The 26,623-nt window shown below is 66.8% G+C and carries 20 protein-coding genes, 2 tRNA genes and 3 rRNA genes; 2 read left to right on the top strand and 23 right to left on the bottom strand.

Annotation, left to right across the window (positions count from 1 at the left end; genetic code table 11):
• Positions 1 to 24: 24 nt before the first annotated feature.
• The 3 genes from nrdE to nrdH form a co-directional block, all read right to left on the bottom strand.
• On the bottom strand, positions 25 to 2,187 hold the full coding sequence (gene nrdE / locus G8E01_RS03520) for a class 1b ribonucleoside-diphosphate reductase subunit alpha (RefSeq protein WP_166315924.1): 2,163 nt from the start codon (positions 2,185 to 2,187) through the stop codon (positions 25 to 27).
• Positions 2,169 to 2,576 (bottom strand): class Ib ribonucleoside-diphosphate reductase assembly flavoprotein NrdI, encoded by a 408-nt coding sequence (gene nrdI, locus G8E01_RS03515; RefSeq protein ID WP_240921310.1) that lies wholly within the window; start codon positions 2,574 to 2,576, stop codon positions 2,169 to 2,171. Before nrdI ends, nrdE begins: the two co-directional genes overlap by 19 nt.
• Positions 2,577 to 2,675: 99 nt before the next feature.
• The gene (gene nrdH / locus G8E01_RS03510; protein WP_166315918.1) at positions 2,676 to 2,909 is read right to left on the bottom strand and encodes a glutaredoxin-like protein NrdH; all 234 of its coding nucleotides are present in this window, start codon (positions 2,907 to 2,909) and stop codon (positions 2,676 to 2,678) included.
• Between the two features lie 349 nt (positions 2,910 to 3,258).
• Between nrdH and G8E01_RS03505 the strand changes: the two genes are divergently transcribed.
• Positions 3,259 to 4,413, top strand: coding sequence for an acyl-CoA dehydrogenase family protein (locus G8E01_RS03505; protein ID WP_166315915.1), 1,155 nt, complete (start codon positions 3,259 to 3,261; stop codon positions 4,411 to 4,413).
• A 142-nt stretch (positions 4,414 to 4,555) separates the two neighbouring features.
• Here the strand turns inward: G8E01_RS03505 and rrf are convergent.
• From rrf to serS, 18 genes are all read right to left on the bottom strand, one after another.
• A 5S ribosomal RNA gene (gene rrf, locus G8E01_RS03500) occupies positions 4,556 to 4,672 on the bottom strand.
• Positions 4,673 to 4,816: 144 nt separating this feature from the next.
• Positions 4,817 to 7,914: ribosomal RNA gene (locus G8E01_RS03495) — 23S ribosomal RNA — on the bottom strand.
• A 362-nt stretch (positions 7,915 to 8,276) separates the two neighbouring features.
• Positions 8,277 to 9,803: ribosomal RNA gene (locus tag G8E01_RS03490) — 16S ribosomal RNA — on the bottom strand.
• Together the 16S, 23S and 5S rRNA genes form the textbook arrangement of a ribosomal RNA operon.
• A 492-nt stretch (positions 9,804 to 10,295) precedes the next feature.
• Positions 10,296 to 10,814, bottom strand: a complete 519-nt coding sequence (locus G8E01_RS03485) for a flavin reductase family protein (RefSeq protein WP_166315912.1) — start codon at positions 10,812 to 10,814, stop codon at positions 10,296 to 10,298.
• Positions 10,815 to 10,851: 37 nt separating this feature from the next.
• A complete protein-coding gene (locus G8E01_RS03480) occupies positions 10,852 to 12,210 on the bottom strand; it encodes an NtaA/DmoA family FMN-dependent monooxygenase (RefSeq protein ID WP_166315909.1) in 1,359 nt (452 codons plus the stop codon).
• 110 nt (positions 12,211 to 12,320) lie between these two features.
• Positions 12,321 to 12,911, bottom strand: coding sequence for a TetR family transcriptional regulator (locus tag G8E01_RS03475; protein ID WP_166315906.1), 591 nt, complete (start codon positions 12,909 to 12,911; stop codon positions 12,321 to 12,323).
• A gap of 22 nt (positions 12,912 to 12,933) precedes the next feature.
• Positions 12,934 to 14,316 carry an NtaA/DmoA family FMN-dependent monooxygenase gene (locus G8E01_RS03470; RefSeq protein WP_166315903.1) on the bottom strand — a complete coding sequence of 461 codons (1,383 nt, stop codon included), beginning with the start codon at positions 14,314 to 14,316 and terminating at the stop codon, positions 12,934 to 12,936.
• 71 nt (positions 14,317 to 14,387) lie between these two features.
• A complete protein-coding gene (gene add, locus G8E01_RS03465) occupies positions 14,388 to 15,407 on the bottom strand; it encodes an adenosine deaminase (protein ID WP_166315900.1) in 1,020 nt (339 codons plus the stop codon).
• A 7-nt stretch (positions 15,408 to 15,414) separates the two neighbouring features.
• Positions 15,415 to 16,467, bottom strand: coding sequence for an ABC transporter substrate-binding protein (locus tag G8E01_RS03460; protein ID WP_166315897.1), 1,053 nt, complete (start codon positions 16,465 to 16,467; stop codon positions 15,415 to 15,417).
• Positions 16,468 to 16,516: 49 nt separating this feature from the next.
• On the bottom strand, positions 16,517 to 17,272 hold the full coding sequence (locus tag G8E01_RS03455) for an ABC transporter permease (RefSeq protein WP_166315894.1): 756 nt from the start codon (positions 17,270 to 17,272) through the stop codon (positions 16,517 to 16,519).
• Complete coding sequence (locus G8E01_RS03450) at positions 17,269 to 18,021, bottom strand: ABC transporter permease subunit (RefSeq protein ID WP_166315891.1); 753 nt, start codon at positions 18,019 to 18,021, stop codon at positions 17,269 to 17,271. Before G8E01_RS03450 ends, G8E01_RS03455 begins: the two co-directional genes overlap by 4 nt.
• Entirely contained in the window at positions 18,018 to 18,836 is an 819-nt protein-coding gene (locus tag G8E01_RS03445) for an ABC transporter ATP-binding protein (protein WP_166315888.1), read from the bottom strand. The genes G8E01_RS03450 and G8E01_RS03445 overlap by 4 nt, the downstream gene beginning before the upstream one ends.
• A 175-nt stretch (positions 18,837 to 19,011) precedes the next feature.
• Positions 19,012 to 19,776: an aquaporin Z gene (gene aqpZ / locus G8E01_RS03440; RefSeq protein WP_166315885.1), complete on the bottom strand. Its 765-nt coding sequence runs from the start codon at positions 19,774 to 19,776 to the stop codon at positions 19,012 to 19,014.
• A gap of 219 nt (positions 19,777 to 19,995) precedes the next feature.
• A tRNA-Ser gene (locus tag G8E01_RS03435) sits at positions 19,996 to 20,087 on the bottom strand.
• Positions 20,088 to 20,167: 80 nt separating this feature from the next.
• Entirely contained in the window at positions 20,168 to 21,451 is a 1,284-nt protein-coding gene (locus tag G8E01_RS03430; RefSeq protein ID WP_166315882.1) for an LCP family glycopolymer transferase, read from the bottom strand.
• 32 nt (positions 21,452 to 21,483) lie between these two features.
• A tRNA-Ser gene (locus G8E01_RS03425) sits at positions 21,484 to 21,568 on the bottom strand.
• A 110-nt stretch (positions 21,569 to 21,678) separates the two neighbouring features.
• On the bottom strand, positions 21,679 to 22,542 hold the full coding sequence (locus tag G8E01_RS03420) for an HAD-IIB family hydrolase (protein ID WP_166315879.1): 864 nt from the start codon (positions 22,540 to 22,542) through the stop codon (positions 21,679 to 21,681).
• Positions 22,539 to 23,810 (bottom strand): serine--tRNA ligase, encoded by a 1,272-nt coding sequence (gene serS / locus G8E01_RS03415; protein WP_166315876.1) that lies wholly within the window; start codon positions 23,808 to 23,810, stop codon positions 22,539 to 22,541. Before serS ends, G8E01_RS03420 begins: the two co-directional genes overlap by 4 nt.
• Before the next feature lie 69 nt (positions 23,811 to 23,879).
• Between serS and G8E01_RS03410 the strand changes: the two genes are divergently transcribed.
• A complete protein-coding gene (locus G8E01_RS03410; protein WP_166315873.1) occupies positions 23,880 to 24,887 on the top strand; it encodes a diacylglycerol/lipid kinase family protein in 1,008 nt (335 codons plus the stop codon).
• On the opposite strand, the gene cls is transcribed toward G8E01_RS03410, so the two are convergent.
• Together cls and G8E01_RS03400 are read right to left on the bottom strand one after the other, a co-directional pair.
• The gene (gene cls / locus G8E01_RS03405; protein WP_166315870.1) at positions 24,868 to 26,328 is read right to left on the bottom strand and encodes a cardiolipin synthase; all 1,461 of its coding nucleotides are present in this window, start codon (positions 26,326 to 26,328) and stop codon (positions 24,868 to 24,870) included. The two genes, G8E01_RS03410 and cls, sit on opposite strands and share 20 nt — an antisense overlap.
• Before the next feature lie 65 nt (positions 26,329 to 26,393).
• On the bottom strand, positions 26,394 to 26,582 hold the full coding sequence (locus G8E01_RS03400; protein ID WP_166315866.1) for a hypothetical protein: 189 nt from the start codon (positions 26,580 to 26,582) through the stop codon (positions 26,394 to 26,396).
• Positions 26,583 to 26,623: the final 41 nt, after the last annotated feature.

Below are 26,623 nucleotides of genomic sequence, written 5' to 3'. Positions count from 1 at the left end.
TCTCAGATTCTCGGGACGGCGGCGTCACAGCGTGCAGCTGACGCAGCCCTCCACCTCAGTGCCCTCGAGCGCCATCTGGCGAAGGCGGATGTAGTAGATCGTCTTAATGCCCTTGCGCCAGGCGTAGATCTGCGCGCGGTTGATGTCGCGGGTCGTCGCCGTGTCCGGGAAGAAGAGCGTGAGCGAGAGCCCCTGGTCCACGTGCTGCGTCGCCGCAGCGTACGTGTCGATGACCTTCTCGTAGCCGATCTCGTACGCGTCCTGGTAGTACTCCAGGTTGTCGTTCGTCATGAACGGCGCCGGGTAGTAGACGCGGCCGAGCTTGCCCTCCTTGCGGATCTCGATCTTCGACGCGATCGGGTGGATCGAGCTCGTCGAGTTGTTGATGTACGAGATCGACCCGGTCGGCGGGACGGCCTGGAGGTTCTGGTTGTAGAGCCCGTGCTCCTGGATCGCGGCCTTGAGGTCGACCCAGTCGGCCTGCGTCGGGATGTGGTGGCCCGCGAACAGCTCGCGCACGCGCGCGGTGGCGGGCGCCCACTCGGCGTCGATGTACTTGTCGAAGAATGCGCCCGACGCGTACGTCGAGTTCTCGAAGCCCTCGAACGTCTCGCCCCGCTCCCGCGCGATGGCGTTCGACGCGCGCAGCGCGTGGAACAGCACCATGTAGAAGTAGATGTTCGTGAAGTCGATGCCCTCGTCGGATCCGTAGAAGATCCGCTCACGCGACAGGTAGCCGTGCAGGTTCATCTGGCCGAGGCCGATCGCGTGCGAGCGGTCGTTGCCGTCCTCGATCGAGCGCACCGACGTGATGTGGCTCTGGTCGCTGACCGCGGTCAGGGCGCGGATCGAGGTCTCGACCGTGCGAGCGAAGTCGGGCGAGTCCATCGCGAGGGCGATGTTCAGCGACCCGAGGTTGCAGCTGATGTCCTTGCCGATCTGGTCGTACGACAGGTCAACGTTGAGGGTCGTCGGCGTGTTGACCTGCAGGATCTCGCTGCAGAGGTTCGACATGTTGATGCGGCCCGCGATCGGGTTCGCGTCGTTGACCGTGTCCTCGAACATGACGTACGGGTAGCCGGACTCGAACTGGATCTCCGCGATCGTCTGGAAGAACTTGCGCGCGTTGATCTTGGTCTTCTTGATGCGCGGGTCGTCGACCATCTCGCGGTACTTCTCCGTGACGGAGATGTCGCCGAAGGGCAGGCCGTAGACCCGCTCGACGTCGTACGGCGAGAAGAGGTACATGTCCTCGTCGTTCTTCGCGAGCTCGAACGTGATGTCCGGGATCACGACGCCGAGGGACAGCGTCTTGATGCGGATCTTCTCGTCCGCGTTCTCGCGCTTCGTGTCAAGGAAGCGCATGATGTCGGGGTGGTGCGCGTTGAGGTACACCGCGCCCGCGCCCTGGCGCGCGCCGAGCTGGTTGGCGTAGCTGAAGCTGTCTTCGAGCAGCTTCATGACGGGGAGGATCCCGCTCGACTGGTTCTCGATCTGCTTGATCGGGGCGCCGGCCTCACGGATGTTCGACAGGAGCAGGGCGACGCCGCCGCCGCGCTTGGACAGCTGCAGCGCCGAGTTGATGCCGCGCGCGATCGACTCCATGTTGTCTTCGATGCGCAGCAGGAAGCAGCTGACGAGCTCGCCGCGCTGGGCCTTGCCGGCGTTGAGGAACGTCGGCGTCGCCGGCTGGAAGCGCCCGGACAGGATCTCGTCGACGAGCTTCCACGCCAGGTCCTCGTCGCCGTCCGCGAGGGCGAGGCCGGTCATGACGACGCGGTCCTCGAAGCGCTCGAGGTAGCGCTTGCCGTCGAAGGTCTTGAGCGTGTAGCTCGTGTAGTACTTGAACGCGCCGAGGAACGTCTCGAAGCGGAACTTCTTCGCGTAGGCGAAGTCGTTCAGGCGCTCGACGAAGGAGAAGTCGTACTTCTCGATGACCTCGCCCTCGTAGTACTCCTTCTCGACCAGGTAGTCGAGGCGCTCGCGGAGCGAGTGGAAGAAGACGGTGTTCTGGTTGACGTGCTGCAGGAAGTACTCCCGCGCAGCGCGCTTGTCGGCGTCGAACTGAATCTGGCCGTCGGCGTCGTAGAGGTTGAGCATCGCGTTGAGGGAGTGGTAGTCCAGCCCCTCGAACGCCGCGTTGTGCTTGTAGTCCACCAGCTGCGTGGTCACTGCTGCTTCCACCATTCTTCCAATCCCTCGCTCACGCGGAGCACGTCGTCGGGTGTGCCAAAGAGTTCGACCCGGTCCAAGTGCGGCACGCGGCACTTCCGGCTAATGATGTCTCCGGCGATGCAGTACGCCTCGCCGAAGTTGGTGTTTCCCGTGGAGATGACCCCACGGATCCACCGGCGGTTGTTCTCGTCGTTCAGAAAGCGGATGACCTGCTTGGGCACCGCGCCCTCCCCGTTGCCCCCGCCGTAGGTCGGGAGCACGAGCACGAACGGCTCGTTCACCTCGAGCGGACCGTCGCCCCGAAAGAGGGGGATGCGCGCGGAGCGCATCCCCAGCTTCTCGACGAAGCGAGCCGTATTGCCCGACACGCTCGAGAAGAAGACCACGAGCGGGGCGGACATGCGGCCCGCCTCCGCGGATGCGGAACCGGGCCGGGCGGGCAGCGAGGGCGTCGCTGTCGCGGACATGATCGTTTCCTCTCTCGCCGCGTCAGCGACGGATCAGGCGAGGCGAGCGGCGAGCTCGTCGATCTTGTCGGGACGGAAGCCCGACCAGTGCTCCTCGTCGGCGACGACGACGGGCGCCTGCAGGTAGCCGAGCGACTTGACCTGCTCGAGCGCCGCGGCGTCCTCGGAAACGTCGGTCACCTGGTACTCGATACCCTTCGCGTCGAGCGCGCGGTAGGTCGCGTTGCACTGCACGCAGGACGGCTTGCTGTAGACCGTGATCGCCATGGTTTCCCCTCCAGAAGCTAGGTGTGTCCAGCGGTGCGCCGCCGGGACCTCAATACTACATATAGGTACTCCCCTCCGGGGTCACCACAAGGGATAGTAGTTACACACGTGTCATTTTCCACCGCTTTCCCCGCCGCGTCCACAGGGTTATCCACCGATTCGTGCACAGGATCCGCCGGCGCGGCACCCGTCGCGATCGGCACCACCGCGCGGTTCGTCCCCCGCATGGGGGCCGACTTTCCACACCCCGCACGCTACGCGGAGCCACCGACATCGGAATCCTGCACATCCGCTCCGACGGCGTGTCGCGCCGGCCGGCCGAGCGCGGCGGCGCTCGTAGGCTGAGCGCATGACCGCCGCGTTCGATCCGACCGCCCACCTCCCCGATGACCTCATCGAGCGGATCCGCGCCCGCGCCGCCGACGTCGACGAATCCGGGTCCTTCCCTCACGAGGATCTCGCGGACCTCGCGTCGGCCGGGTACCTCCGCATCCTCGTGCCCGCAGAGCGTGGCGGGGCCGGGCTCACCCTCCCGCAGGCGTCGATTCTGCAACAGCGCCTCGCGACGGCCTCGCCGTCCACCGCGCTCGCGGTCAACATGCACCTCGTGTGGACGGCCGTCGCGCGGCAGCTCGCGGCTCAGGGCGACGATGCCCTCGCGTTCGTCCTCGACGGCGCGACCCGCGGGGAGATCTTCGCGTTCGGCATCAGCGAGCCCGGCAACGACCGCGTGCTCTTCGACAGCCGCACCGCCGCGCGCCCGCTGCCGGGAGGCGCATACGCCTTCACTGGGACGAAGATCTTCACCTCCCTCGCGCCCGTATGGACGTCCCTCGGCCTGCACGGCCGCGACGACAGCGACCCCGACGCCCCCGCGCTCGTGTTCGCGTTCGTCGGGCGAGGGTCGGGGATCGAGACCCGCGACGACTGGGACGTGCAGGGCATGCGGGGCACCCAGAGCCGCACGACCGTGCTGACCGGCGCCGAGGCGGCCGCGGATCGCGTCGTGCGCCGCGTGCTCCAGGGCCCGGATCCGCTCCAGGTCGCGATCTTCGCCGCCTTCGAGCTCCTCGTCGCGTCCGTCTACACGGGGCTGGCGCATCGCGCGCTGGAGCTCGCCGTGGACGCCGCTCGCGCACGGCCGGGGCGCGCCGGCTTCCCCGCGCGCAGCGAGGATCCGCTCGTGCGCGCGCGAATCGGCGACATGGCGATCGCGTACGACGCGCTGCCGCTCGCGCTCGCCACGCTCACGGCCGACGTCGAGGCCGGCATCGACCACGGCGCCGCGACCTTCCGTCTGCTGGCGGGCATGAAGGACCGCGCTACCTCGACCGCCCTCCGCGTCGTCGAGGACGCGCTGCTGGTCGCGGGCGGCGGGGCGTACCGGCGCGGGCACGAGCTCGAGCGGATTTCCCGCGACGTGCGCGCCGGGGCGTTCCACCCGTCGTCGCCCGACGCCGCCCGCGAGACGGCCGCGGCCTCCTGGATCGACGCGCGCCCCTAAACGCGCGAAAGGGCCCGCGAAGCGTCTCTGCGCGTCAGCGCGGAGTCGGTTCGCGGGCCCTTTCGCCCGGCGGGCGCGTGCGCACGCCCAGAGAAATGCAAAAGGGCCGCCCGTCATCGGGCGGCCCTTTCGACCAAGTGAAGTCCGGCGGCGACCTACTCTCCCACACCGTCCCCGGTGCAGTACCATCGGCGCTGAGAGGCTTAGCTTCCGGGTTCGGAATGAGACCGGGCGTTTCCCTCTCGCTATAACCACCGAAACACCTACCAACCACACACCCCAAAGGCGCGGGTAAACCTGTGTTTCAACAGCACAACACTGTTTACTTATCACCAGCCCTCAAAAGCACAACCGTACCCTGAGAACCACAAAGTGGACGCGAACAACATCAAGAAGACGAAGTGTTATCAAGTCATCGGCTTATTAGTACCAGTCAGCTACACGCATTACTGCGCTTCCACATCTGGCCTATCAACCCAGTAGTCTGCTGGGAGCCTCTCCACCCGAAGGTGATGGAAGTCTCATCTTGAGGCCGGCTTCCCGCTTAGATGCTTTCAGCGGTTATCCATCCCGAACGTAGCCAACCAGCGATGCTCCTGGCGGAACAACTGGCACACCAGAGGTTCGTCCAACCCGGTCCTCTCGTACTAGGGTCAGATCCTCTCAAACTTCCTACGCGCGCAGCGGATAGGGACCGAACTGTCTCACGACGTTCTAAACCCAGCTCGCGTACCGCTTTAATGGGCGAACAGCCCAACCCTTGGGACCTACTCCAGCCCCAGGATGCGACGAGCCGACATCGAGGTGCCAAACCATGCCGTCGATATGGACTCTTGGGCAAGATCAGCCTGTTATCCCCGAGGTACCTTTTATCCGTTGAGCGACAGCGCTTCCACAAGCCACTGCCGGATCACTAGTCCCGACTTTCGTCCCTGCTCGACCTGTCAGTCTCACAGTCAAGCTCCCTTGTGCACTTACACTCGCCACCTGATTGCCAACCAGGTTGAGGGAACCTTTGGGCGCCTCCGTTACTCTTTGGGAGGCAACCGCCCCAGTTAAACTACCCACCAGGCACTGTCCCTGAACCGGATCACGGTCCGAAGTTAGATATCCCGAGTGACCAGAGTGGTATTTCAACAACGACTCCACAACCACTAGCGTGATCGCTTCACAGTCTCCCACCTATCCTACACAAGCCACACAGAACACCAATACCAAGCTGTAGTAAAGGTCACGGGGTCTTTCCGTCCTGCTGCGCGTAACGAGCATCTTTACTCGTAATGCAATTTCGCCGAGTTCGTGGTTGAGACAGTTGGGGAATCGTTACGCCATTCGTGCAGGTCGGAACTTACCCGACAAGGAATTTCGCTACCTTAGGATGGTTATAGTTACCACCGCCGTTTACCGGGGCTTAAATTCAGAGCTTCACCCGAGGGTTAACCCTTCCTCTTAACCTTCCGGCACCGGGCAGGCGTCAGTCCGTATACATCGTCTTGCAACTTCGCACGGACCTGTGTTTTTAATAAACAGTCGTTCCCCACTGGTCTCTGCGGCCCACACACCCTTTCGAAAGCAAGTTTCTATAAGTGCTGGGCGCCCCTTCTCCCGAAGTTACGGGGCCATTTTGCCGAGTTCCTTAACCACGATTATCTCGATCTCCTTAGTATTCTCTACCTGACCACCTGAGTCGGTTTGGGGTACGGGCAGCTAGAACCTCGCGTCGATGCTTTTCTCGGCAGCATAGGATCACCCACTTGATACGCATCACGTCTCAGCCACATGAACCACGGATTTGCCTATGGTTCGGCCTACACGCTTACACTGGACACCATCTGCCAGCTGGGCTACCTTCCTGCGTCACACCTGTTAATACGCTAACCGCACCAGCATGGGGTCGTGCGCTAGGCCACCCGGTGCCACCCGAAGGTGACGATGGATGGATTCGGGCACTTAGCACCACTGGATTAGCTTGGGCGGTTCTTCGCCGGTACGGGAATATCAACCCGTTGTCCATCGACTACGCCTGTCGGCCTCGCCTTAGGTCCCGACTTACCCAGGGAAGATTAGCTTGACCCTGGAACCCTTGGTCTTCCGGAGGACGTGTTTCTCACACGTCATTCGCTACTCATGCCTGCATTCTCACTCGTGTGCCATCCACGGCTGGATCACTCCGCCGCTTCACCCGGCACACGACGCTCTCCTACCCATCAACACGACTGAACCACGAAGGCTTGTCGATAGTGTCAATGCCACAACTTCGGTGGCGTGCTTGAGCCCCGCTACATTGTCGGCGCGGAATCACTTGACCAGTGAGCTATTACGCACTCTTTCAAGGGTGGCTGCTTCTAAGCCAACCTCCTGGTTGTCTAAGCAACTCCACATCCTTTCCCACTTAGCACGCGCTTAGGGACCTTAGATGGTGGTCTGGGTTGTTTCCCTCTCGACGATGAAGCTTATCCCCCACCGTCTCACTGCTGCGCTCTCACTTACCGGCATTCGGAGTTTGGCTGACGTCAGTAACCTGTTGGGGCCCATCGGCCATCCAGTAGCTCTACCTCCGGCAAGAAACACGCAACGCTGCACCTAAATGCATTTCGGAGAGAACCAGCTATCACGAAGTTTGATTGGCCTTTCACCCCTATCCACAGCTCATCCCCTCAGTTTTCAACCTAAGTGGGTTCGGCCCTCCACGACGTCTTACCGTCGCTTCAGCCTGGCCATGGATAGATCACTTCGCTTCGGGTCTAGGACACGCGACTGAATCGCCCTATTCAGACTCGCTTTCGCTACGGCTACCCCACCCGGGTTAACCTCGCCACGTATCACTAACTCGCAGGCTCATTCTTCAAAAGGCACGCCGTCACCCCAACAAGGAGGCTCCGACGGTTTGTAAGCAAACGGTTTCAGGTACTATTTCACTCCCCTCCCGGGGTACTTTTCACCTTTCCCTCACGGTACTTGTCCGCTATCGGTCATCTGGGAGTATTTAGGCTTATCAGGTGGTCCTGACAGATTCACACGGGATTTCACGGGCCCCGTGCTACTTGGGATACACACCACCGCAGAACACGCATGTCGACTACGAGACTGGCACTCTCTCTGGTCCGGCTTTCAAACCGATTCGTCTATACGCTTCTGTACGGCCACCACAACGGCAGTCATGATAGGCATGTCCCACAACCCCGCACGTGCAACGCCTGCCGGCTCTCACACACGCACGGTTTAGCCTCATCCGCTTTCGCTCGCCACTACTCACGGAATCACTGTTGTTTTCTCTTCCTGTGGGTACTGAGATGTTTCACTTCCCCACGTTCCCTCAACCCGCCCTATACATTCAGGCGGGAGTCACCAGAACACAAAAGCGTCTGGCGGGGTTTCCCCATTCGGAAATCCTCGGATCACAGCCCGCTTATCGGCTCCCCAAGGCTTATCGCAGATTGCTACGTCCTTCTTCGGCTCCAGATGCCAAGGCATCCACCGTTTGCTCTTAAAGACTTGAAATCACATGAGCCACAAACAGAAAAAATCTATTCATGTTCGCTTCTTTAAGATGCTCGCGTCCACTGTGTAGTTCTCAAAGTACGGGTGCACCCCACCCACACACCCCAACAGGAGCATGCAGCATGAGGGCAGAAAACCCAGTCACCAAAAGGCGGCTGAGCCTTCAGGACCCAACAACGTGCATAGCCCGACCAGCCCCACGATCCGCTTTCCCATCACCGAAGCGACGTACTCACAAACCACAGCACCAATCAGGCTCTTGTCAAATGTTCCACCCATGAGCTACCCGCTCCGAACATTTGCCGGAGAACGGGCTCTCTGAACAACCACCCCAAAGAATGATTGTCATCGAAGCTCCTTAGAAAGGAGGTGATCCAGCCGCACCTTCCGGTACGGCTACCTTGTTACGACTTAGTCCTAATTACCGATCCCACCTTCGACAGCTCCCTCCCAAAAGGGTTAGGCCACCGGCTTCAGGTGTTACCGACTTTCATGACTTGACGGGCGGTGTGTACAAGACCCGGGAACGTATTCACCGCAGCGTTGCTGATCTGCGATTACTAGCGACTCCGACTTCATGAGGTCGAGTTGCAGACCTCAATCCGAACTGGGACCGGCTTTTTGGGATTCGCTCCACCTTACGGTATCGCCGCCCATTGTACCGGCCATTGTAGCATGCGTGAAGCCCAAGACATAAGGGGCATGATGATTTGACGTCATCCCCACCTTCCTCCGAGTTGACCCCGGCAGTATCCCATGAGTTCCCACCATTACGTGCTGGCAACATAGAACGAGGGTTGCGCTCGTTGCGGGACTTAACCCAACATCTCACGACACGAGCTGACGACAACCATGCACCACCTGTATACCGACCACAAGGGGGGATCTGTCTCCAGACCTTTCCGGTATATGTCAAGCCTTGGTAAGGTTCTTCGCGTTGCATCGAATTAATCCGCATGCTCCGCCGCTTGTGCGGGTCCCCGTCAATTCCTTTGAGTTTTAGCCTTGCGGCCGTACTCCCCAGGCGGGGAACTTAATGCGTTAGCTGCGTCACGGAGACCGTGGAAAGGCCCCCACAACTAGTTCCCAACGTTTACGGAGTGGACTACCAGGGTATCTAAGCCTGTTTGCTCCCCACTCTTTCGCTCCTCAGCGTCAGTTACGGCCCAGAGATCTGCCTTCGCCATCGGTGTTCCTCCTGATATCTGCGCATTCCACCGCTACACCAGGAATTCCAATCTCCCCTACCGCACTCTAGTCTGCCCGTACCCACTGCAGGCTGGAGGTTGAGCCTCCAGTTTTCACAGCAGACGCGACAAACCGCCTACGAGCTCTTTACGCCCAATAATTCCGGATAACGCTTGCGCCCTACGTATTACCGCGGCTGCTGGCACGTAGTTAGCCGGCGCTTTTTCTGCAGGTACCGTCACCCGAAGGCTTCTTCCCTACTAAAAGAGGTTTACAACCCGAAGGCCGTCATCCCTCACGCGGCGTTGCTGCATCAGGCTTGCGCCCATTGTGCAATATTCCCCACTGCTGCCTCCCGTAGGAGTCTGGGCCGTGTCTCAGTCCCAGTGTGGCCGGTCACCCTCTCAGGCCGGCTACCCGTCGACGCCTTGGTGAGCCATTACCTCACCAACAAGCTGATAGGCCGCGAGCCCCTCCCGAACCGAAAAATCTTTCCCACCGCAGAAGATGCCTTCGCGGTGCATATCCGGTATTAGCAGCTGTTTCCAACTGTTATCCCAAAGTTCGGGGCAGGTTGCTCACGTGTTACTCACCCGTTCGCCACTAATCCACTCCAGCAAGCTGGAGCTTCATCGTTCGACTTGCATGTGTTAAGCACGCCGCCAGCGTTCATCCTGAGCCAGGATCAAACTCTCCAAAAAGAAAAAATGCATAACCACACGGGAAAACGTGTGACCAGCGAGTTTGAAACTGACCAATGTGATGTCATCTGACATCAAATGATCCAAAGGAATTCTCAAACACCCCACAAAGAGGTGCCGAGGATAATTTGGCATTTGACAAGTGCACGCTGTTGAGTTCTCAAGGATCAGACGCACCCGGCCCTCAGCCTTCCAGCTGAGCCCTCCGGGGCAACTTCTCTATCTTATCAGTCCGAATCTCACTGTCAAATCCGACACGCCGTAACCCGAAAGCCACAACCCGCCACATCCGACACCAGACCAGGAAGACAAGCCACAAACCTACCCACCCGAACCTGAGTCCGAACTGAAAGGAAATGTGATGTTCGTCACACGACCTGGGGCGAAGGAACCTTCCGGCTCAACCTCACCGCTTGGCGGCGACAAGTGAATACATTACGCGGACGTAAACCCCACGCCAACTCCAGCCCACACCCGGGCGTGTCGCGCCGGTCAGGCGACGGCCTCAATCGCGGCCAGACGGCGGTAGGCGCCGCGGTAGAACAGCAGCGGATCCGCGGCCTCGCCGCCCGTGACGAGCTCGCGCACCTCCCCCAGGACGATCCAGTGATCGCCTGCGTCCAGCTCCTGCCAGATGGTGCAGCACGCCGACATCAGCGCCGCCTCGAGCAGCGGGTTGCCCGCGCCCGACGCCTGCCACGTCGTGCCCGCCCACTTGTCCGTCCCCCGGCGCGCGAACCGGGTCGACGTCTCCGCCTGGCGATCCGTGAGCACGTTCACCGCGAAGCGCCCCGTCTCGCGGATCCGCGGATACGTGGTGGAGGACTTCATGACGCAGATCGAGACGAGCATGGGGTCGAGGGACACGCTCGAGAAGGACTGGCACGTGAAGCCGATCGGCTCGTCGCCGTCGTGGCCCGTCACCACCGTCACACCCGACGCGTACGCGCCCATGGCGTCGCGGAACGCGCGCGCCTCGGCCTCCGTGATCTGTGGCTTCTCGTTCGTCATGGTCGTCTCCCCGTGTGCTGCAGGTCGGCGGGCCGGCTCACACCAGCGCCGTGGTTCGGCGGTACGCGGCGCCCGGGTGGGACGGCGCGAGGTGCGCGGATCCGCCCGTGAGGCGCTCGCGCAGGGTCTCGCCCTCCTCCTGGTGGCCCGCGAGCCCCCGGCGACGCAGCTCCGGCATCACGAGCTCCACGAAGCTGTCGAAGGTGCCCGTGTGGTCGGGCTGCACGAGGAAGCCGTTGGCCCCCGTGCGGGCGAGCACCTCCGCGGCCTGATCGACGACCTCGGCGGGCGTGCCCACGAACGGCTTGCCCATCACGCTGTTGGCCTGGAACTCCTCGAGGATCTCGCGCACCGTCGGGGCGTCGGGCCCGAGGAAGCGCTCGACGTTCGTGCGCCCCGTCTGGGTCAGGCCGGCGCTCGGGTCGAGCGGGCGGTCGGGGTCCATCTTCGACAGGTCGAGCCCCGTGAAGAACGCGTACTGCGCGGCCGCGTCGTCGAGGCTCTTGGTCGCGGTCTGACGGGCACGGATCCGCTCGGCCTCCTCGGTCGTCTCGGCGACCACGAACGTCCCGGCGATGAGGCAGGAGATCGCCGATCCGTCGCGGCCGTTCGCGTCCGCGAGGCGCCGGATGTCCGCGATCTGCGCGGTGAGCGCATCGACCTCGGCGGCCAGGAAGACCGCCTCGGCGTACTTCGCGGCGAGCGCGCGCCCCGGCGCCGACGCGCCCGCCTGGAACAATACGGGCGTACGCTGCGGCCCCGGCGGGACCTGGAGCACGCCGTTCGAGCGGAAGTGCGGCCCCTCGTGCGCGATCTCGCGGACGCCCTCCGGATCCGCGTACACGCCGCCCTCGCGATCCCCGAGGAGCGCGCCGTCGTCCCAGCACCCCTCCCACAGCTTGAGGCTGAGGTCGACGTGATCGTCCGCGATCTCGTAGCGCTTGTCGTGATCGGTCAGGGCGCGGCCGAACAGGCGCGCCGACGCGTTCTGCCCCGCGCCCGTGACGATGTTCCAGCCGATCCGCCCGCCCGTGAGGTTGTCGAGGGTCGACATCTTGCGGGCCACCATGGCCGGCAGCTCGACCTGGGTCGACAGCGTCGTAACGAGGCCGAGGCGGGAGGTCACGGCCGCGACGGCCGGCAGGATCATCGTCGGGTCGCCCTTGGGGAACTGGACGCCCCCGCGGATCGCGGTGGCCGGGATCCCGTCGTCCACGACCGGATAGCCGTAGTCATCCGCGAAGAAGAGGAAGTCGACGCCCGCGTCCTCCAGCTGCTGGGCCATGCGGATCCAGTGGCCGAGATCGAGGAACTGCGTCGAGCGGTTCTCGGGCAGCTTCCACGAGCCCATGAGGCCCGCGCACTGGAACATGCCGATCTTCCACGGTTCTGCCACGGGGTGCCCTTCGTCCGAATCTGAACTGATCAGTTCATACGGTACGAGCGACATGTTTCGGCCGTGTCACGCGGGCAAGAAACTCTCGCGGCGCGTGCGCGACCCGCCGGTCAGGCCGCGGCCTGCGGCGCCTCCTCCAGCGCCGCAACGGCTCCCGCGACGGCGAGGGCGCTCGCGGCCGCGAGCTGCTCGCGCGGCTCTCCCGTCAGCAGCCCCATCTGCAGGCCACGCCACACCGCGACGAGGTACGTCGCCACGTTTCGCGCGAGGGCGGGGTCGTGGCCGCGCGCGACGAGCGCGGACGTCGTGTGCGCCAGCCAGTCGCGGCTCGACTGTTCGATGAACGTCTTCCAGAGGGCCGGTTCGCTGACGGCGACGCCGAAGCGCTCGAAATACACGCGCAGGAAGCCCTCGTGCTCGGGTGCGGCGATGTCCTCCCATACCGCCCGGAGCTTGGGGCCGAGCTCCCCCGGCGTCGCGAGCTGGGCGAACAGCGTGCGGAGCCGGGGGAACCGGTTGAAGGCGGTGACGGAGGCCTCCGTCAGGAGCTCTTCCTTGGATCCGAAGTAGTACAGCAGCATGCGGTTGTTGGAGCCGACCCCGCGCGCGATCGCGCTGAGGCTGACGCCGATCATGCCGTCGCGGAGGATCAGGTCCGCGACGAGGCCGAGGAGCCGGTCGCGCTCGGACGTCTGTGACATCACCCCAGGGTATTGCGCCGCCTCAGGCGGACACCGCGGACAGCACCGGGTGGGATCCGCCGAGTCGAGCGGCCCCGGGCACCCCCGACATGCGCGCGCGGAGCGTCTCCCCCGGCGTGCCGTGGGCGATTCGGCCCCGCGCACGGAGCACGGGCGTCACGAGGCGACCGAATGCCTCGATGTCGTACGCGTCGAACGCGGGCTCGATGAGGAACCCGTCGAGGCCGGTGGCCGCGGCGAGCGCCTCGATCTGGTCCGCGACCTCGGCGCCGTCCCCCACGACGCGGAACCCGCGCGTGCCGAGCCCGCGTAGCTGGTCGAGGATCTCCCGCACCGTGGGCGCGTCGTCGCCGAGGAAGCGCTCGATGTTGCTCGTTCCCATCTGTCCGACCGGGCCGCCCTGGTCGAGCACCTGGTGCAGCGTGCGGTCCGGGTCGAGCGCGAGCAGGTCGATGCCCGTGTTCCCCGCGTACAGCGACGCCACGATCTCGTCGGTCTGGAGCGCGTCGAACTCGGCCGCAAGCTCCCGTGCCCGCTCGGAGGTCTCCGCGACGAACACCGTCATGCCCGCCATGAGCCGCAACGCGGCGCCGTCGCGCCCGGCCTCCTCCGCCCGCCGGCGGATGTCGGCGACCGCTGCGGCCGTCCGCTCGGGCGTCGTCGCCTGCACGAACACGCACTCCGAGTTACCGGCCGCGAACGCCCGGCCGGTCGGCGAGGTGCCGGCCTGAAACAGGACGGGCGTGCGCTGCGGCGACGGCGGCGCGCTGAAGTAGCCGCGCGACGCGTAGTGCTCCCCCGCGAAGTCGAGCGGATGGATCCGGTCGGGGAGCGCGAACACCCCGGTCGCGCGGTCCATCACGAGCGCGTCGTCGTTCCAGGAGGTCTCCCACATGCGCACGGCGAGCTCGACGAACTCGGCGGCCATCGCGTAGCGGGTGTCGTGGGACACCATCTCGGCGTGCCCGAAGACGTCCGCCACCGCGTTCTGCGACGCGCCCGTGACGATGTTCCAGCCGACGCGCCCACCGGTGAGGTGATCGAGCGTCGTGAAGCGGCGCGCGAGCTGGACCGGGTGATCGATGCCGGTGGGCATCGTGACGACAAACCCGAGGTGCGTCGTGGCGTGCGCGAGGAGCGGGATCAGGTAGTCCGGGTCCATCCCGCCGAAGTTGATGCCCCGGAGGGCCGCGATCTCGGACAGATCGCCGTCGATGATCGGGTACCCGTATCCGCCCGCGAAGAAGAGGAAGTCGAAGCCCGCCTCCTCCGTGGCGCGGGCGAAGCGGATCCAGTGGTCCGGATCCGCGTAGCGCTCGCCGGCGCTCAGCGGATGGGCCCAGCTGTAGGTGCCGCCCACCTGCGGCCCCATGACCTCGAAGACTCCGAAACGCAGCGTACTCATCGGGATGCTCCTCACACCGGGAGAAAGGGGGCGCCGGCCGCGCTCCCGGTCGCGGCCGGCGCCATCATGTCCTACGCGAGCCAGGCGTCAATCCGGGCGCGCGCGTCGGCCTTGACCTCGGCCGGCGCGAGGGTCGTCTCGATCGACGTCCACGCGCAGTCCGCGAGCTGCTCGTCGCTCAGGCCGATGACCTCGCGGCACGTGACGTACTCGTCGAGGATGCCGGGGCCGAACAGGATCGGGTCGTCGGCGTTGATCGAGCACCGCACGCCCGCGTCGAGGAGCTCGCGGATCGGATGCCGCGCGAGGTCGGTGACCGAGTCGACGAGAACGAGGTTCGACGTGGGGCACACGTCGAGCGGGATGCCGGTGCGCACGAGCTCCGCGATCAGCTCCGGATCCTCGAGCGAGCGCACGCCGTGGAGGACGCGGTCGGCGCCCAGGACGTCGAGCGCGCCGCGCACGGACTCGGGCCCCACGAGCTCGCCCGCGTGCGGGGTGATCTGCAGGCCCGCATCCTTCGCGATGCGGAAGGCGGGCCCGAAGTCGGCCGCGGGAAACCCGCGTTCCTCGGCCGCGAGCCCCATCGAGACGACGCCGCGCCCCGCGTAGGGCGCCGCGGCCCGCGCAAGCTCGACGGCGGGCGCGAGCCCCGCCGTGCGGTCGGCCGTCACCATGAGTCCGAAAGCAACGCCGTGGCGCCGCGACGCCGCCGTCGACTCCGCGATGAGCATGTCGATCGCGGCCTCGAGGGACCCGAGGCGCTGGGCGTAGAACGCCGGACTCACGTTGAGCTCCAACCACGAGACCCCGTCGGACGCGCTGTCCTCGAAAATCTCGTCGACGAGGCGCGAGACGCTGTCGTCGTCCGGCATGACGTCGAGGAGCGTGCGGTACATCGCGGAGAAGGCCGTGAAGCCCTCGTAGGCGGTCATGTCGCGCTCGGGCACCCCGTGCGCCTCGCGGAGCTCGGCGAGCGTGGCGGGACGGATCCCCGCCTCCATGTGCAGGTGGAGGTGCCCCTTCGGCAGCGCGCGCAGGTCGCGCGTGGGGGTGGCGGATCCGGTCTCCGCGGTCTGTGCGATCGTCATGCGCGGCTCACTCCCCCAGGCCCTCGTAGGCGGCCTCGAGGTAGCTGAGGTCGACGTAGCTCTCCGGGTCGGGCATGCCCTCGTATCCGGCCGCGGTCATGCCGTCGTACATCTCCCCGCCGAGGCGGTCCGTGTCGATCCAGAACAGCGGATCCCCGTAGGAGCCGACGACGAGCTCCTGCTGGAGGTCGTTCTCCTTGGTCTGCTGCGTGAGGTCGAGGCCGAGGTCGGCGCCGTATTCGTTAACCGCCAGCTCGGCGCCGACGGCCGGGTCGTCGCCGTTCTCCTGCCACCCGCGGATCGAGGCGCGGAGGAACCCCTCCATGACGTCGGCGTTCTCCTCGACGTACGACGAGTCGCCGTAGACGATGTTCCCGTACATCGGCATGCCCATGTCGGAGTACATCGTGACGACGTAGTCGTCGGGCGACATGTCGTACTGCTCCTCGAGCATGATCGGCTGGTTCGTCGCGTACGCGGTGTAGGTCTTGCCCTGGCCCTCGACGAGCGGGGCGATGTCGAAGCCGACGGGCAGGAACTCGTAGTCGGGCTCGAGGCCCTCGAGGTGGAACATGGCGTCGTAGATAATCTGCGTGCCCTCCTGGCCGAGGACGGTTTCGCCGACGAGATCCTCGGCGGAGGTCACCGGATCCTCGGCGAGCGACACGATCGCCCCCGGGCTCTCCTGGAACAGCGCGCCGACCGCGGTCCAGTCGTTGCCGTCGTCGAAGGAGGAGATCCACTGCTCGCCGCCGGCGTTGATGCCGAGGTCTGCGTCGCCCGCCGCGACCGACTGCATGGTGGTCGGCGCGTTGGGGCCGCCGCCGATCCACTCGATGTCCAGCCCCTCCTCCTCGTAGTAACCCTCGGCATCGGCGATCCAGAAGCCCGCCCACTCGACGTTCGAGATCCATCCGAGGGCGACGCGCACCGTCGTCAGCCCCTCGGCGGTCTCCTCCTCGGCGGACGTGCCGGAGCACCCGGCCAGGACGGCGGCGGTGACGAGCGTGGCTCCTGTCGCGGCCACGACTCGGGCGCGGCGAAGGGACGAGCGATTCATGGTGTCTCCTTGGGGGACGTGATGAAGGGGTGGAGCAGGACGATGCGGATCACGCGACGCGCGCGACGACCCGGCGTTCGAGGCCGCGGGCGGCCACGAACACCAAAACGGAGACGATGGTCGCCACGAGGGCCGTGCCCCACGCGCGCTCCATGTCGGAATAGCTGCGCGACGTCGAGAACATCGCGCCGAGCCCGTCGGCGCCCATGAGGAACTCCGCGAGCATGGCCGCGAGAACGGCGGTCGGCGCCGTGATGCGCACCGAGACCATCATCTGGGGCAGCGCGTAGAGGACGCCGAGGCGGAACAGGAGCTGGGCTCGCCCCGCACCGAGCACGCGGAACAGGTCGCGGCTGCTGTCGGGGATCGACGCGAGCCCGGAGAGCGTGAAGACGAAGGCCGGGAAGAAGCAGATGAGCACCGTCGAGGCGATCACGGCGGGATCGCCGTATCCGACGATCCGGGCGATGATCGGGATCATCGCGGTGATCGGCACGGAGCGGATGATGAGGGCCGCCGGCGTGACGACGCCCGACAGCGCGGCCGACGCCCAGACGAGGATGGCGCACACGAACCCGACCAGGGTCCCGCCAACGAGGCCCACGAGCGACACGCCCAGCGTGTAGGCCGCGGGGGCGAGGTACGCCGTGACCCCCGTGATCATGTCGGCGAAGACGGCCCAGGGCCGCGGCGCCACGGTCGAGGTGTACCCGTTGAGCACGACCCAGAGATCCCACGCCACGACGACCAGCGCGATCGGCCAGAGGTGGGCGATGCCGGCGAGGATCCGCTTCGCGCGGGTCATGCGAACCTCCGCGCGACGACGCGCTGCAGGCGCGTGCAGAGGAGGTAGGCGGCGAGCGAGACGAGCGTCGCCGAGATGGCCGCCGCCCACAGCAGCGCCATCTGGTAGTTCTGCATCGCGCTCACCAGGAGCAGCCCCAGGCCGGCCGGCGCGCCGAACCACTCGCCGATCGTCGCGCCGAGCACCGCCGCCGGCGCCGATAGCGTGAGTCCGTCGAAGAACGCGGGCACGGATCGCGGGAGATCGAACCGCACGAGCCGCGTGAACCGGGAGGCCCCGAACACCGTGAAGACGTCCGTGTAGACCTCGCTGGCGTTCGAGAACGCGGAGGTCATGGTCACGAACATGAGGAACCCGACGCTGAGCGCCGCGATGACGGCGGGGGTGTCCTCGCGGCCGACAGTCGTGATGAGCAGCGGCGCGAGCGCGATCGTCGGGACCGCGTTGAGGATCGCGGAGAACCGGTCGAGCCCTGGCCGGAGGAGCGGCACCACGAGCGCGAGCGCCGCGCCCAGAAGGGCCACCGCCGCGCCAAGCAGAAAGCCCTTCGCGGCGGATTCGAGCGTCACGAGGAGGTTGCGCCACAGCAGGCTGCCGCCCGCGGGCGTCGCGACGTACGACACGACGTCGGTGAGCGGGGGCCATGCCCGCCCGGCGAGCTCCAGGCGGCCGATGAGTTCGGCCCCCACGACGAGGAGGACGGATCCGGCCACGACGTACGCGGCCGCCACGCCCCGGCGGCGCCTCACGCCGCGGCCCCGTCGAGCAACCCCGTCATCTCGTCGACGATCGCGTGGAAGTCGTCCCGGCGTGTGACGTCGCGGTCGCGCGGCCGCGGGAAGTCGACGGGCCGCACCGTGCGCACCCGTCCCGGACGCCCCGTCATGACGACGACGCGATCCGCGAGGATCAGCGCCTCGTCGACGTCGTGCGTGACGAGGATCGTCGTGATCCGCTCCTCCGCCCAGATGCGGGCGAGCTCGGCGTTCATCCGTCGCCGCGTGACCGCGTCGAGCGCGCCGAAGGGCTCGTCCAGCAGCAGGAGGTCGGGGCTGAGCGCGAGGGCCCGCGCGATGGAGACCCGCTGGCGCATGCCGCCCGAGAGCTGCTTGGGCCGGGCCTTCTCGAACCCGCTCAGGCCGACGAGCTCGATGAGCCCGTCGACGCGCTGGTCGTCCACCTTGCGCCCCGCGACCTTGAACGGCAGCGCGATGTTCTGGCGCACGGACGCCCAGGGCAGCAGCGCGTGCTCCTGGAAGGCCACGCCGAGGCGGTGCTCCGCCGCGAGCTTCTCGGGCGCGGCACCGAAGATCTCGACGGATCCGTTCGTCGGCTCCTCGAGCCCCGCCGCCAGGCGCAGAATCGTGGACTTACCGCAGCCCGACGGGCCGATGATCGCGACAAACTCGCCCTCCTCGATCTCGAGGTCGACCGCCTCGAGCGCCGTGAGGGTCTTGCCACGGCCGAGGGCGAACTGCTTGTCGGCGCCCGAGATGCGGACCGCGGAGCGCGATCCGGCGGCCGTTGCCGCGTCGTGCGCGCCGTGCGGGGGTGCGAGAGTCATCGGGGCCTCGGCTTCCTGCGAGTGAAGGGGATCCACCAGGTGAATCGATTAGTTCACACGCTAGGAAGCGTCTGTTTCACGCGGGTGTCGCCGCCGTACCGCAGGCGTGACAGTTCCCGAACGGCCGCGCGCCCCGGCCCGCGAAGAGGAACCGAGGCGCGCAGGGCGCGAGGCGTCAGGCCGACTTCTCGCCGTCCAGGAGGGGTCGGAACAGGTAGCCGGCGAGCAGGCCACCGACGATCGGGAAGACGAGGAAGACCCAGAGCTGCCCGAGCGCCTCACCGCCGCCGTAGATCGCGGTGGCGATCGAGCGCGCCGGGTTGACGGAGGTGTTGTCGACGGGAATCGTCACGAGGTGGATGAGCGTGAGCGTCAGGCCGATCGCCAGACCGGCCATCGCCGGGTTCCCGCGCTTCGGGTGCGTCACGCCCAAGATGATGAACAGGAAGATCGCGGTGAACAGCACCTCGACCACGATCGCGCCGAGCATGCCAAAGCCGCCCGGCGACAGCTCGCCCCACCCGTTGCTCGCGAACCCCGATTCGTGCGCGGTCTCGAACCACCCCGCCTGCGAGGAGCCGATGAGCGCGATGAGGCTCGTCGCGACCGCGCCGCCCAGGATCTGCGCCACGATGTAGCCGGGCACGCCTGACCAGCCGAAGCGCCCGGCCGCCGCGAGGCCCACGGTGACGGCCGGATTGAAGTGGCCTCCCGAGACGGGACCGAACGCGTAGGCGCCGACGACGACCGTGAGGCCGAACGCCAGCGCGACGCCGAGGAATCCGATCCCCAGGCTCGATCCGTTCACGCCCGTCCCCGCGTCGGAGGCGAGCAGGGCGGATCCGACGCCGCCGAGGACGAGGAGGAACGTGCCGAGGAACTCCGCCGCGAGCGCGGAGAAGGTCGAGGGCACCTTGGCCGTGGTCGAGTGGTCAGACATGAGGGTCCCTTTCCCCGCGCGAGCGTCGCGTCTGCGACACGCTCACGCTAGACCGCACCCCGCCCGCGCGCGAGACCCCCTCACCCCCGGGATCACCCGGCCCGGGCGATCCCGGCGCGCGCTCGCTGCTGGCGGATCCGCGTCCATCGCCCCCCACGAAAAAACGGATGAACCCCCGAAACCGAGGGTTCATCCGTTCACGATGTCCGCGACATCACATGGCGGAGACGGGGGGATTTGAACCCCCGGTCGAGTTTTAGCCCGACCCTTCATTAGCAGTGAAGTCCGTTCGGCCGCTCCGGCACGTCTCCTTGTGCACGCTCGCGCGGGCACGTTCGTCCATCCTACCCGGTCGCACGACGCACGTCGAAACGGCGTGTCCGGCCGCGTGTCAGAACAGCGCGGACTGGTTCGAGCACAGCGCGTCGTCCGCGTTGGACCCGCTGAGGTTGCTCGGCAGCTCGACCGTCGCGGACTCCGTCGGCTCCGGCGACTGCGTCGGCGACGCCTCGATCTGCTCCGTCGGATCCGTCGTCTCCTCCGGCGCCGGCGTCTCGGTCGCGGCGTCCTCCTCCTCGAACACGATCGGCTCGTTGGCCTCCAGCGCGGCCGCGACTTGCGCCCACGCCGCCGTGTCGGGCGCGACCTTGTTCGTGTCGAGCGGGTAGTCGACGGCCGGGAACTGGATGAACGCGTAGTCCGACAGCGGAACGCCGGCGACGGCGTTCGCGATCTGCACCATGGCCATCGGATCCGCCAGCCCCGTGGAGAGCGTCGCGTTGTCGACCACCGCGTTCGACAGCCGCAACAGCGCGCCGACGTTCGACAGCGTCTCGTCGCTCACGAGCTTGCGGACGAGCGCCCCCATGTACACCTGCTGGTTGCTGATGCGCGAGAGATCGGATCCGTCGCCCACGCCGTGCCGCACGCGCAGGAACTGGAGGGCCTGCACGCCCTCGAGCGTGTAATTGCCGGCGTCGAGCACGAGGCCCGTGTTCGTGGGGTCGTTAATGGGCTCCGCGACGCACACGTCGACGCCGCCGATCGCATCGGTGATGTCGATCACGCCGCCCCACGTCATCATCGCCGCGTGGTCGATCTCGAGCCCCGTGAGCTCCTCGGCCGTGTTGACGACGCACGGGAGGCCGCCCACGCCGTACGCCTCGTTGAAGGCCGCCACCGTCGCGGGCCAGGTCTCGTTGCCGTCGGCGTCCGTGCACGCGGGCCGCGATGTCATCATGTCGCGCGGGATGCTGATGACCGTCACGCTCCGCGGCTCGGCGGACACGTGCAGCACCATGTTCACGTCGTTGAGGATGCCGGAGTAGGAATCCTCCTGCGCCGCGGCCATCTCCTCCGTGCAGCGCCCGCCGAAGTAGTCCAGGTACTCGGCCTCGCACATGTCGACGCCCGTAATGAGGATGTTCACGTCCTCGTTCGGCAGCACCTCGACCGCCGGCGGCGCCGTGTCCTGCCCGTCGAGCGTGACCGCGTTACTCTGCAGCGTGCTCGCGAAGTCGGTGTACGCGTAGGCGGCGACGCCCGCGACCGACACAAGCACCGCCGAGACGACGAACGCGATCCCCTTGAGGGATCCGCTGATCAGCCCCGGAGAGCGCAACTTCGTGTGTCGGGCGACCGGCCCCCTCAGGCCGTGCTTCGGCGTCCTTGTCACGCGTGTCCTTTCTGGCGGACTGGCCTATCCAGCGGAGGGTGTGGGATTCGAACCCACGAAGCATTTCTGCTTGCTGGTTTTCAAGACCAGATCCTTCGGCCGCTCGGACAACCCTCCGTTGCCGGGAACATCCCGTCAACAGCGGTCGAGTCTAACCGAGGAAGTGATGCGTGATTGTTTCGCACCACGCTGAGCGCGCGGTGGGGGAAGCCGATGAACGCGGCCGATCAGCCGGCGAGTCCGAGGCGCGCGAACGCCTGCGCGACGCCGCCCTCGTGCACGTCGCCCGTGAGGAAAGATCCGCACTCCGCGACCTCGGGGACCGCCTGACCCATCACGACCGCGGCGCCGCCCCCGTCGCGCGCCCACTCGAGCATCTGGATGTCGTTGCGCCCGTCGCCCATGACGACGACGCTCTCCCGCGGGAGGCCGAGCATGCCCCGCACCTGCTCGAGCGCGGTCGACTTGTCGATGCCCTGCGGCGCGATGTCGAGCCACGCCGACCATCCCACGGCGTAGGACACCTGGTGCAGGCCCATCTCCTCGACGAAGTCGACGAATTGGCCGTTGTCGTGGTCGGGCGAGACGACCACGACGCGCGTGACCTCGTGCTCCTTCATCTCGGCGATCGTCGCCTGGCGGGCGTTCGGCCGCGACAGGTCCCAGTCGTCCATGAAGCTCGTGAACAGCCGCGTCCCGTCGCCGAGCTCCACCATGTAGTTCGCGTCCGGCAGGTGCTGCTCGAGGTGCGTGAGCACCTCGGCCGGCTGGAAGGTCTCGATCGTGTGGCGGCGGTATCCGGTCTTCTCCGCCGGGTCGCGCTCCATGATCGTGGCCCCGTTCGCCGAGACGACGAACTCCGGGTCGAGCCCGAGGCGGACGAGCACGGGGTGCGTCGCCTCCCAGCTGCGACCGGTCGCGAGGGTCACGATGTGCCCGCGCCGGACGGCCTCGGAGACGGCGGACTCGACGCCGGGGCTGAAGGACTCGTCCTCGAGCAGAACCGTCCCGTCGATGTCGAGCGCGACGAGACGGGCGCCCGCCCGCTCCGACATCGGGACGGGCGCCGCGCCCGCCTCGGGGGACGTCATGCGATCGGCTCCATGACCTCGAGCCCGCCGAGGTAGGGGCGCAGCGGCTCCGGGACCCACACGGATCCGTCCGCGCGCTGGTGCGTCTCGAGGAGCGCCACGATCCAGCGGGTCGTCGCGAGCGTGCCGTTCAGCGTCGCCACGGGCTGCGTGCGGCCACCCTCCTCGGGGCGGTGGCGGACGTCGAGGCGGCGCGCCTGGTAGGTCGTGCAGTTCGAGGTCGAGGTCAGCTCGCGGTAGGCGCCCTGCGTGGGCACCCAGGCCTCCGTGTCGTACTTGCGGGCCGCGCTCGAGCCGAGGTCGCCCGCGGCGACGTCGATGACCCGGTAGGCGAGCCCGAGCGACGCGAGCATCTTCTCCTCGAGCGCGAGCAGGCGCTCGTGCTCGGCCTCGGCCTGGTCGGGGCGGCAGTAGACGAACATCTCCAGCTTGTTGAACTGGTGCACGCGGATGATCCCGCGGGTGTCCTTGCCGTGCGAGCCCGCCTCGCGGCGGTAGCAGGTCGACCAGCCGGCGTACTTCACGGATCCGCTCTCGGGGAAGGTGAGGATCTCGTCGGAGTGGTAGCCGGCCAGGGCGACCTCGCTCGTGCCCACGAGGTACAGGTCGTCCTCGGCGAGGTGGTAGATCTCGTCGGCGTGCGCGCCGAGGAAACCCGTGCCGCCCATGATGTCGGGCCGCACGAGGGTCGGGGTGATCATCGGCGTGAAGTCGTTCTCGAGCGCCGTGTTCAGCGCGTAGTTCATGAGCGCCAGCTCGAGCCGGGCGCCGATGCCCTTGAGGAAGTAGAACCGGGCCCCGGAGACCTTGGCGCCGCGCTCCATATCGATCGCGCCGAGCATCTCGCCGAGCTCCAGGTGGTCGCGGGGCGCGAAGTCGAACGTCGGAATTTCGCCGACCTCGCGCAGCGTGACGAAGTTCTCCTCGCCGCCGGCCGGGACGCCGTCGATCACGACGTTCTGGATCTTGTCGATCGCCGCGCGGTACGCGGCCTCCGCCTCCTGCGACGCCGCCTGCGCGTCCTTCACGCGCTGGGCGAGCACCTTGGCCTCGGCCACGAGCGCCGGCTTGTCCTCCTTCGGCGCCTTCGCGACCTGCTTGCCGAACGCGTTCTGCTCGGCGCGCAGCTCCTCGAATGCCGTGAGCGACACGCGACGCGTCGCCTCCGCGGCGAGCGCGTCGTCGACGACATCGGGCGAGCCGCCGCGCGCGATCTGCGAGCGCTTGACGGCCTCAGGATTTTCGCGGAGCAGCACGGGATCAATCACGCGCCAAGTCTATGCGGGCGCGGGGCGCGGCCGCTCGGCCGCCGCTGGCGATCGCCCTAGAGTGACCCCATGGACGAACGGGCGAAGGTCACCGACCGCGCCGCGCTCGTGGTGAATCCCGTCAAGGTGCGCAGCGTCGCGGCGCTTTCGGCGTCCGTCCGGGCGGCGTCGGCGCGGGCGGGGTGGGCGGATCCGCTCATCCTCGAGACGACGGTCACCGACCCGGGGCAGGCTGCCGCGGCGGAGGCGCTCGCTGCGGGCGCGACGTCGGTTCTCGTCGCGGGCGGCGATGGGACGGTGCGCGCGGTCGCGGAGGCGATGCGCGGATCCGGTGTGCCGCTCGCGATCGTGCCGAGCGGCACCGGGAACCTCCTCGCCCGGAACCTCCGCCTCCCCCTGGACCGCGTGGGCCCGATGGTCGAGGCCGCGTTCTCGGGCGACGCGCTCGCGGTGGACATCGGCGTCGCGACCCTCACGCGCGCGGACGGGGCGCGCGAATCGCACGCGTTCGTCGTGATGGCGGGCATGGGTCTCGACGCCGCCATGATCGCGCACACGAACCCCCGCATGAAGCGGCAGCTCGGGTGGGTGGCGTACGTGGACGGGGCCGCCCGCTCGCTCCCGCGCGCCGCACCGTTCCGGATGGCCTATCAGTTCGACGGACACGGACTGCACTCCGCGAAGGCCTACAGCGTGCTGTTCGCGAACTGCGGCGCGCTCCCCGCCGGCATCGATCTCGTCCCGGGCGCGCGGGTCGACGACGGCCTGCTCGACGTGGCGCTGATTCAGCCGACGGGGCTGTTCGGCTGGCTCGGCGTGTGGCGCAAGCTGTGGTGGGACAACTCCGTCCTCCGGCGAACCCGCCTCGGCAGGCGGGTCGTGGCGCGCACCCGCAACCAGTCGATCCGCTATCTCTCGGGCACCGGCGTGGAGGCCGGCGCCCCGGAGCCCGTCCCCGTCGAGCTCGACGGGGACGAGTTCGGGCGCGCGGCGCGGATCCGTTGCGAGATCGACCGCGGGGGCCTCGTCGTCGCGGTGCCGGCGGGGCACTCCCTCGCTACTGCAACGCGCTCGTGAGGCGCGCGAGGTTGTCGAGCGCACGCGAGCGGAGCGGCTGCTGGAGCCACTCGTCGAGCGTGAGCTCGCGGCTGTGCTCGCGGTACGCGTCCTCCACGCGGCGCACCTGACTCACGAACTCGGCGCCGCGGATGAGCAGCGACACCTCGAAGTTCAGGCCGAAGGAGCGCATGTCCATGTTGCTCGAGCCGATCACGGCGGTCTCCGAGTCGATGGACAGCGCCTTGGTGTGCAGGATGTACGGCGGCTCGTACATCCAGATGCGCACGCCCATCCGGAGCAGGTCCTCGTAGTAGCTGCGCTGCGCGTGGTACACCATCGCCTGGTCGCTGATCTCGCTCACGAAGAGCTCGACCTGCACGCCGCGCGCGCACGCGGCGGCGACGGCGCGCAGGAGCGCCTCGTCGGGCACGAAGTACGGGCTGATCATGATCGCCTTGTCCTGCGCCGCGTACAGCAGGCTGAGGAACAGGTGGAGGTTGTTCTCGTTGTCGAATCCGGGGCCCGAGGGCACGACCTGGCAGTCGAAGTCGTCGGATCCGGGCTTCTCCTCCGAGAGGTCGATGCCCTCGGGAATCGTCCCCGTCTCGCTGTAGTAGTCGGTGAGGAACACCGCGTCCACCGACCGCACGACCGGGCCGTCGAGCCGCACCATGAGGTCCATCCACTGCAGGCCGCGACGGATGTTCTTCGGGACGTTGTAGGACGGATCCGTGAGGTTCTGGGATCCGATGAACGCCACGTCCCCGTCGACGACGACGAGCTTGCGGTGGTTGCGCAGGTCGGGCCGCTGGAACTTCTTCTGGAGCGGCTGCAGCGGAAGCAGCAGGTGCCAGTCGGCCCCCATGCGCTCGAGCCGCTCCTTCGTCTCGCGGTGGAGGGGCTTGGACAGGTTCGCCCAGTGGTCCATGAGCACCCGCACGGCGACGCCGCGCTGGACCGCGTCCTCCAGCGCCTGGAAGAAGCCCTCCGTGGCCGCATCGGCCTTGAGGATGTAGAACTCGACGTGAACGTAGCGCTTCGCGCCCCGGATCGCCTCCGCCATCGCGTCGAGGCTCTCCTGATACTCGGAGATCAGCTGCGCGCCGTTATCCCCGGACAGCGGGAGCGCGCCGAGGTCGCGGTTCATCTTCACGATCGGCTCGAACCACTCGGGCGGGTTCGGCAGCAGCGTCCCGAGCTCGAGATGCTCGTTCGCGTCGCGCAGGAACTCGTTCACCTCGGCCTGCACGTCGCGCCGCTTCTTGGGCAGGCGCGGGTTGCCGATGAGCAGGAAGAACAGCACGCCCGGAATGGGGAAGAAGAAGATCAGCAGCAACCACGCCATCGCCGACGTCGGACGCCGCCCGGGCGGGACGAAGAACACCGCGGCGACGCGAATGATGACGTCGATGACGACGACGAACACCGTCCACGCGCTCGACCATGACAACCAGTCCATGTCTTCCCCTCCCGGCGAGCCTCGCCCGCAGGCTCAGCATATTGCCGGACGGGTCCGACACCCTCTCAGGCGCGAGGGGAATCGTTCGGCGCGGGCAGCCCGCGGCGAGCACGCTCCTCCGCCTCGATCTCCGAGTACACGCGCCGCTCGGTGCGGTCGAAGCGCAGGATGTTCCGCAGGACCCAGAAGAACAGGACGGCGATCACGATCGTCGGTGCGAGCGACCACGCTGCGGCGGTCCAGAAGTCGTCCATAGTGCCGATTCTACTGCGCGCCGTCCCGCGAGAGCCCTGGT

It is taken from the genome of Microbacterium excoecariae (genome assembly GCF_011326725.1).
Lineage (GTDB): Bacteria > Actinomycetota > Actinomycetes > Actinomycetales > Microbacteriaceae > Microbacterium > Microbacterium excoecariae.
The sequence above is the reverse complement of the archived record's forward strand: the minus strand, read 5'-3'. Positions and strand labels throughout refer to the sequence as shown.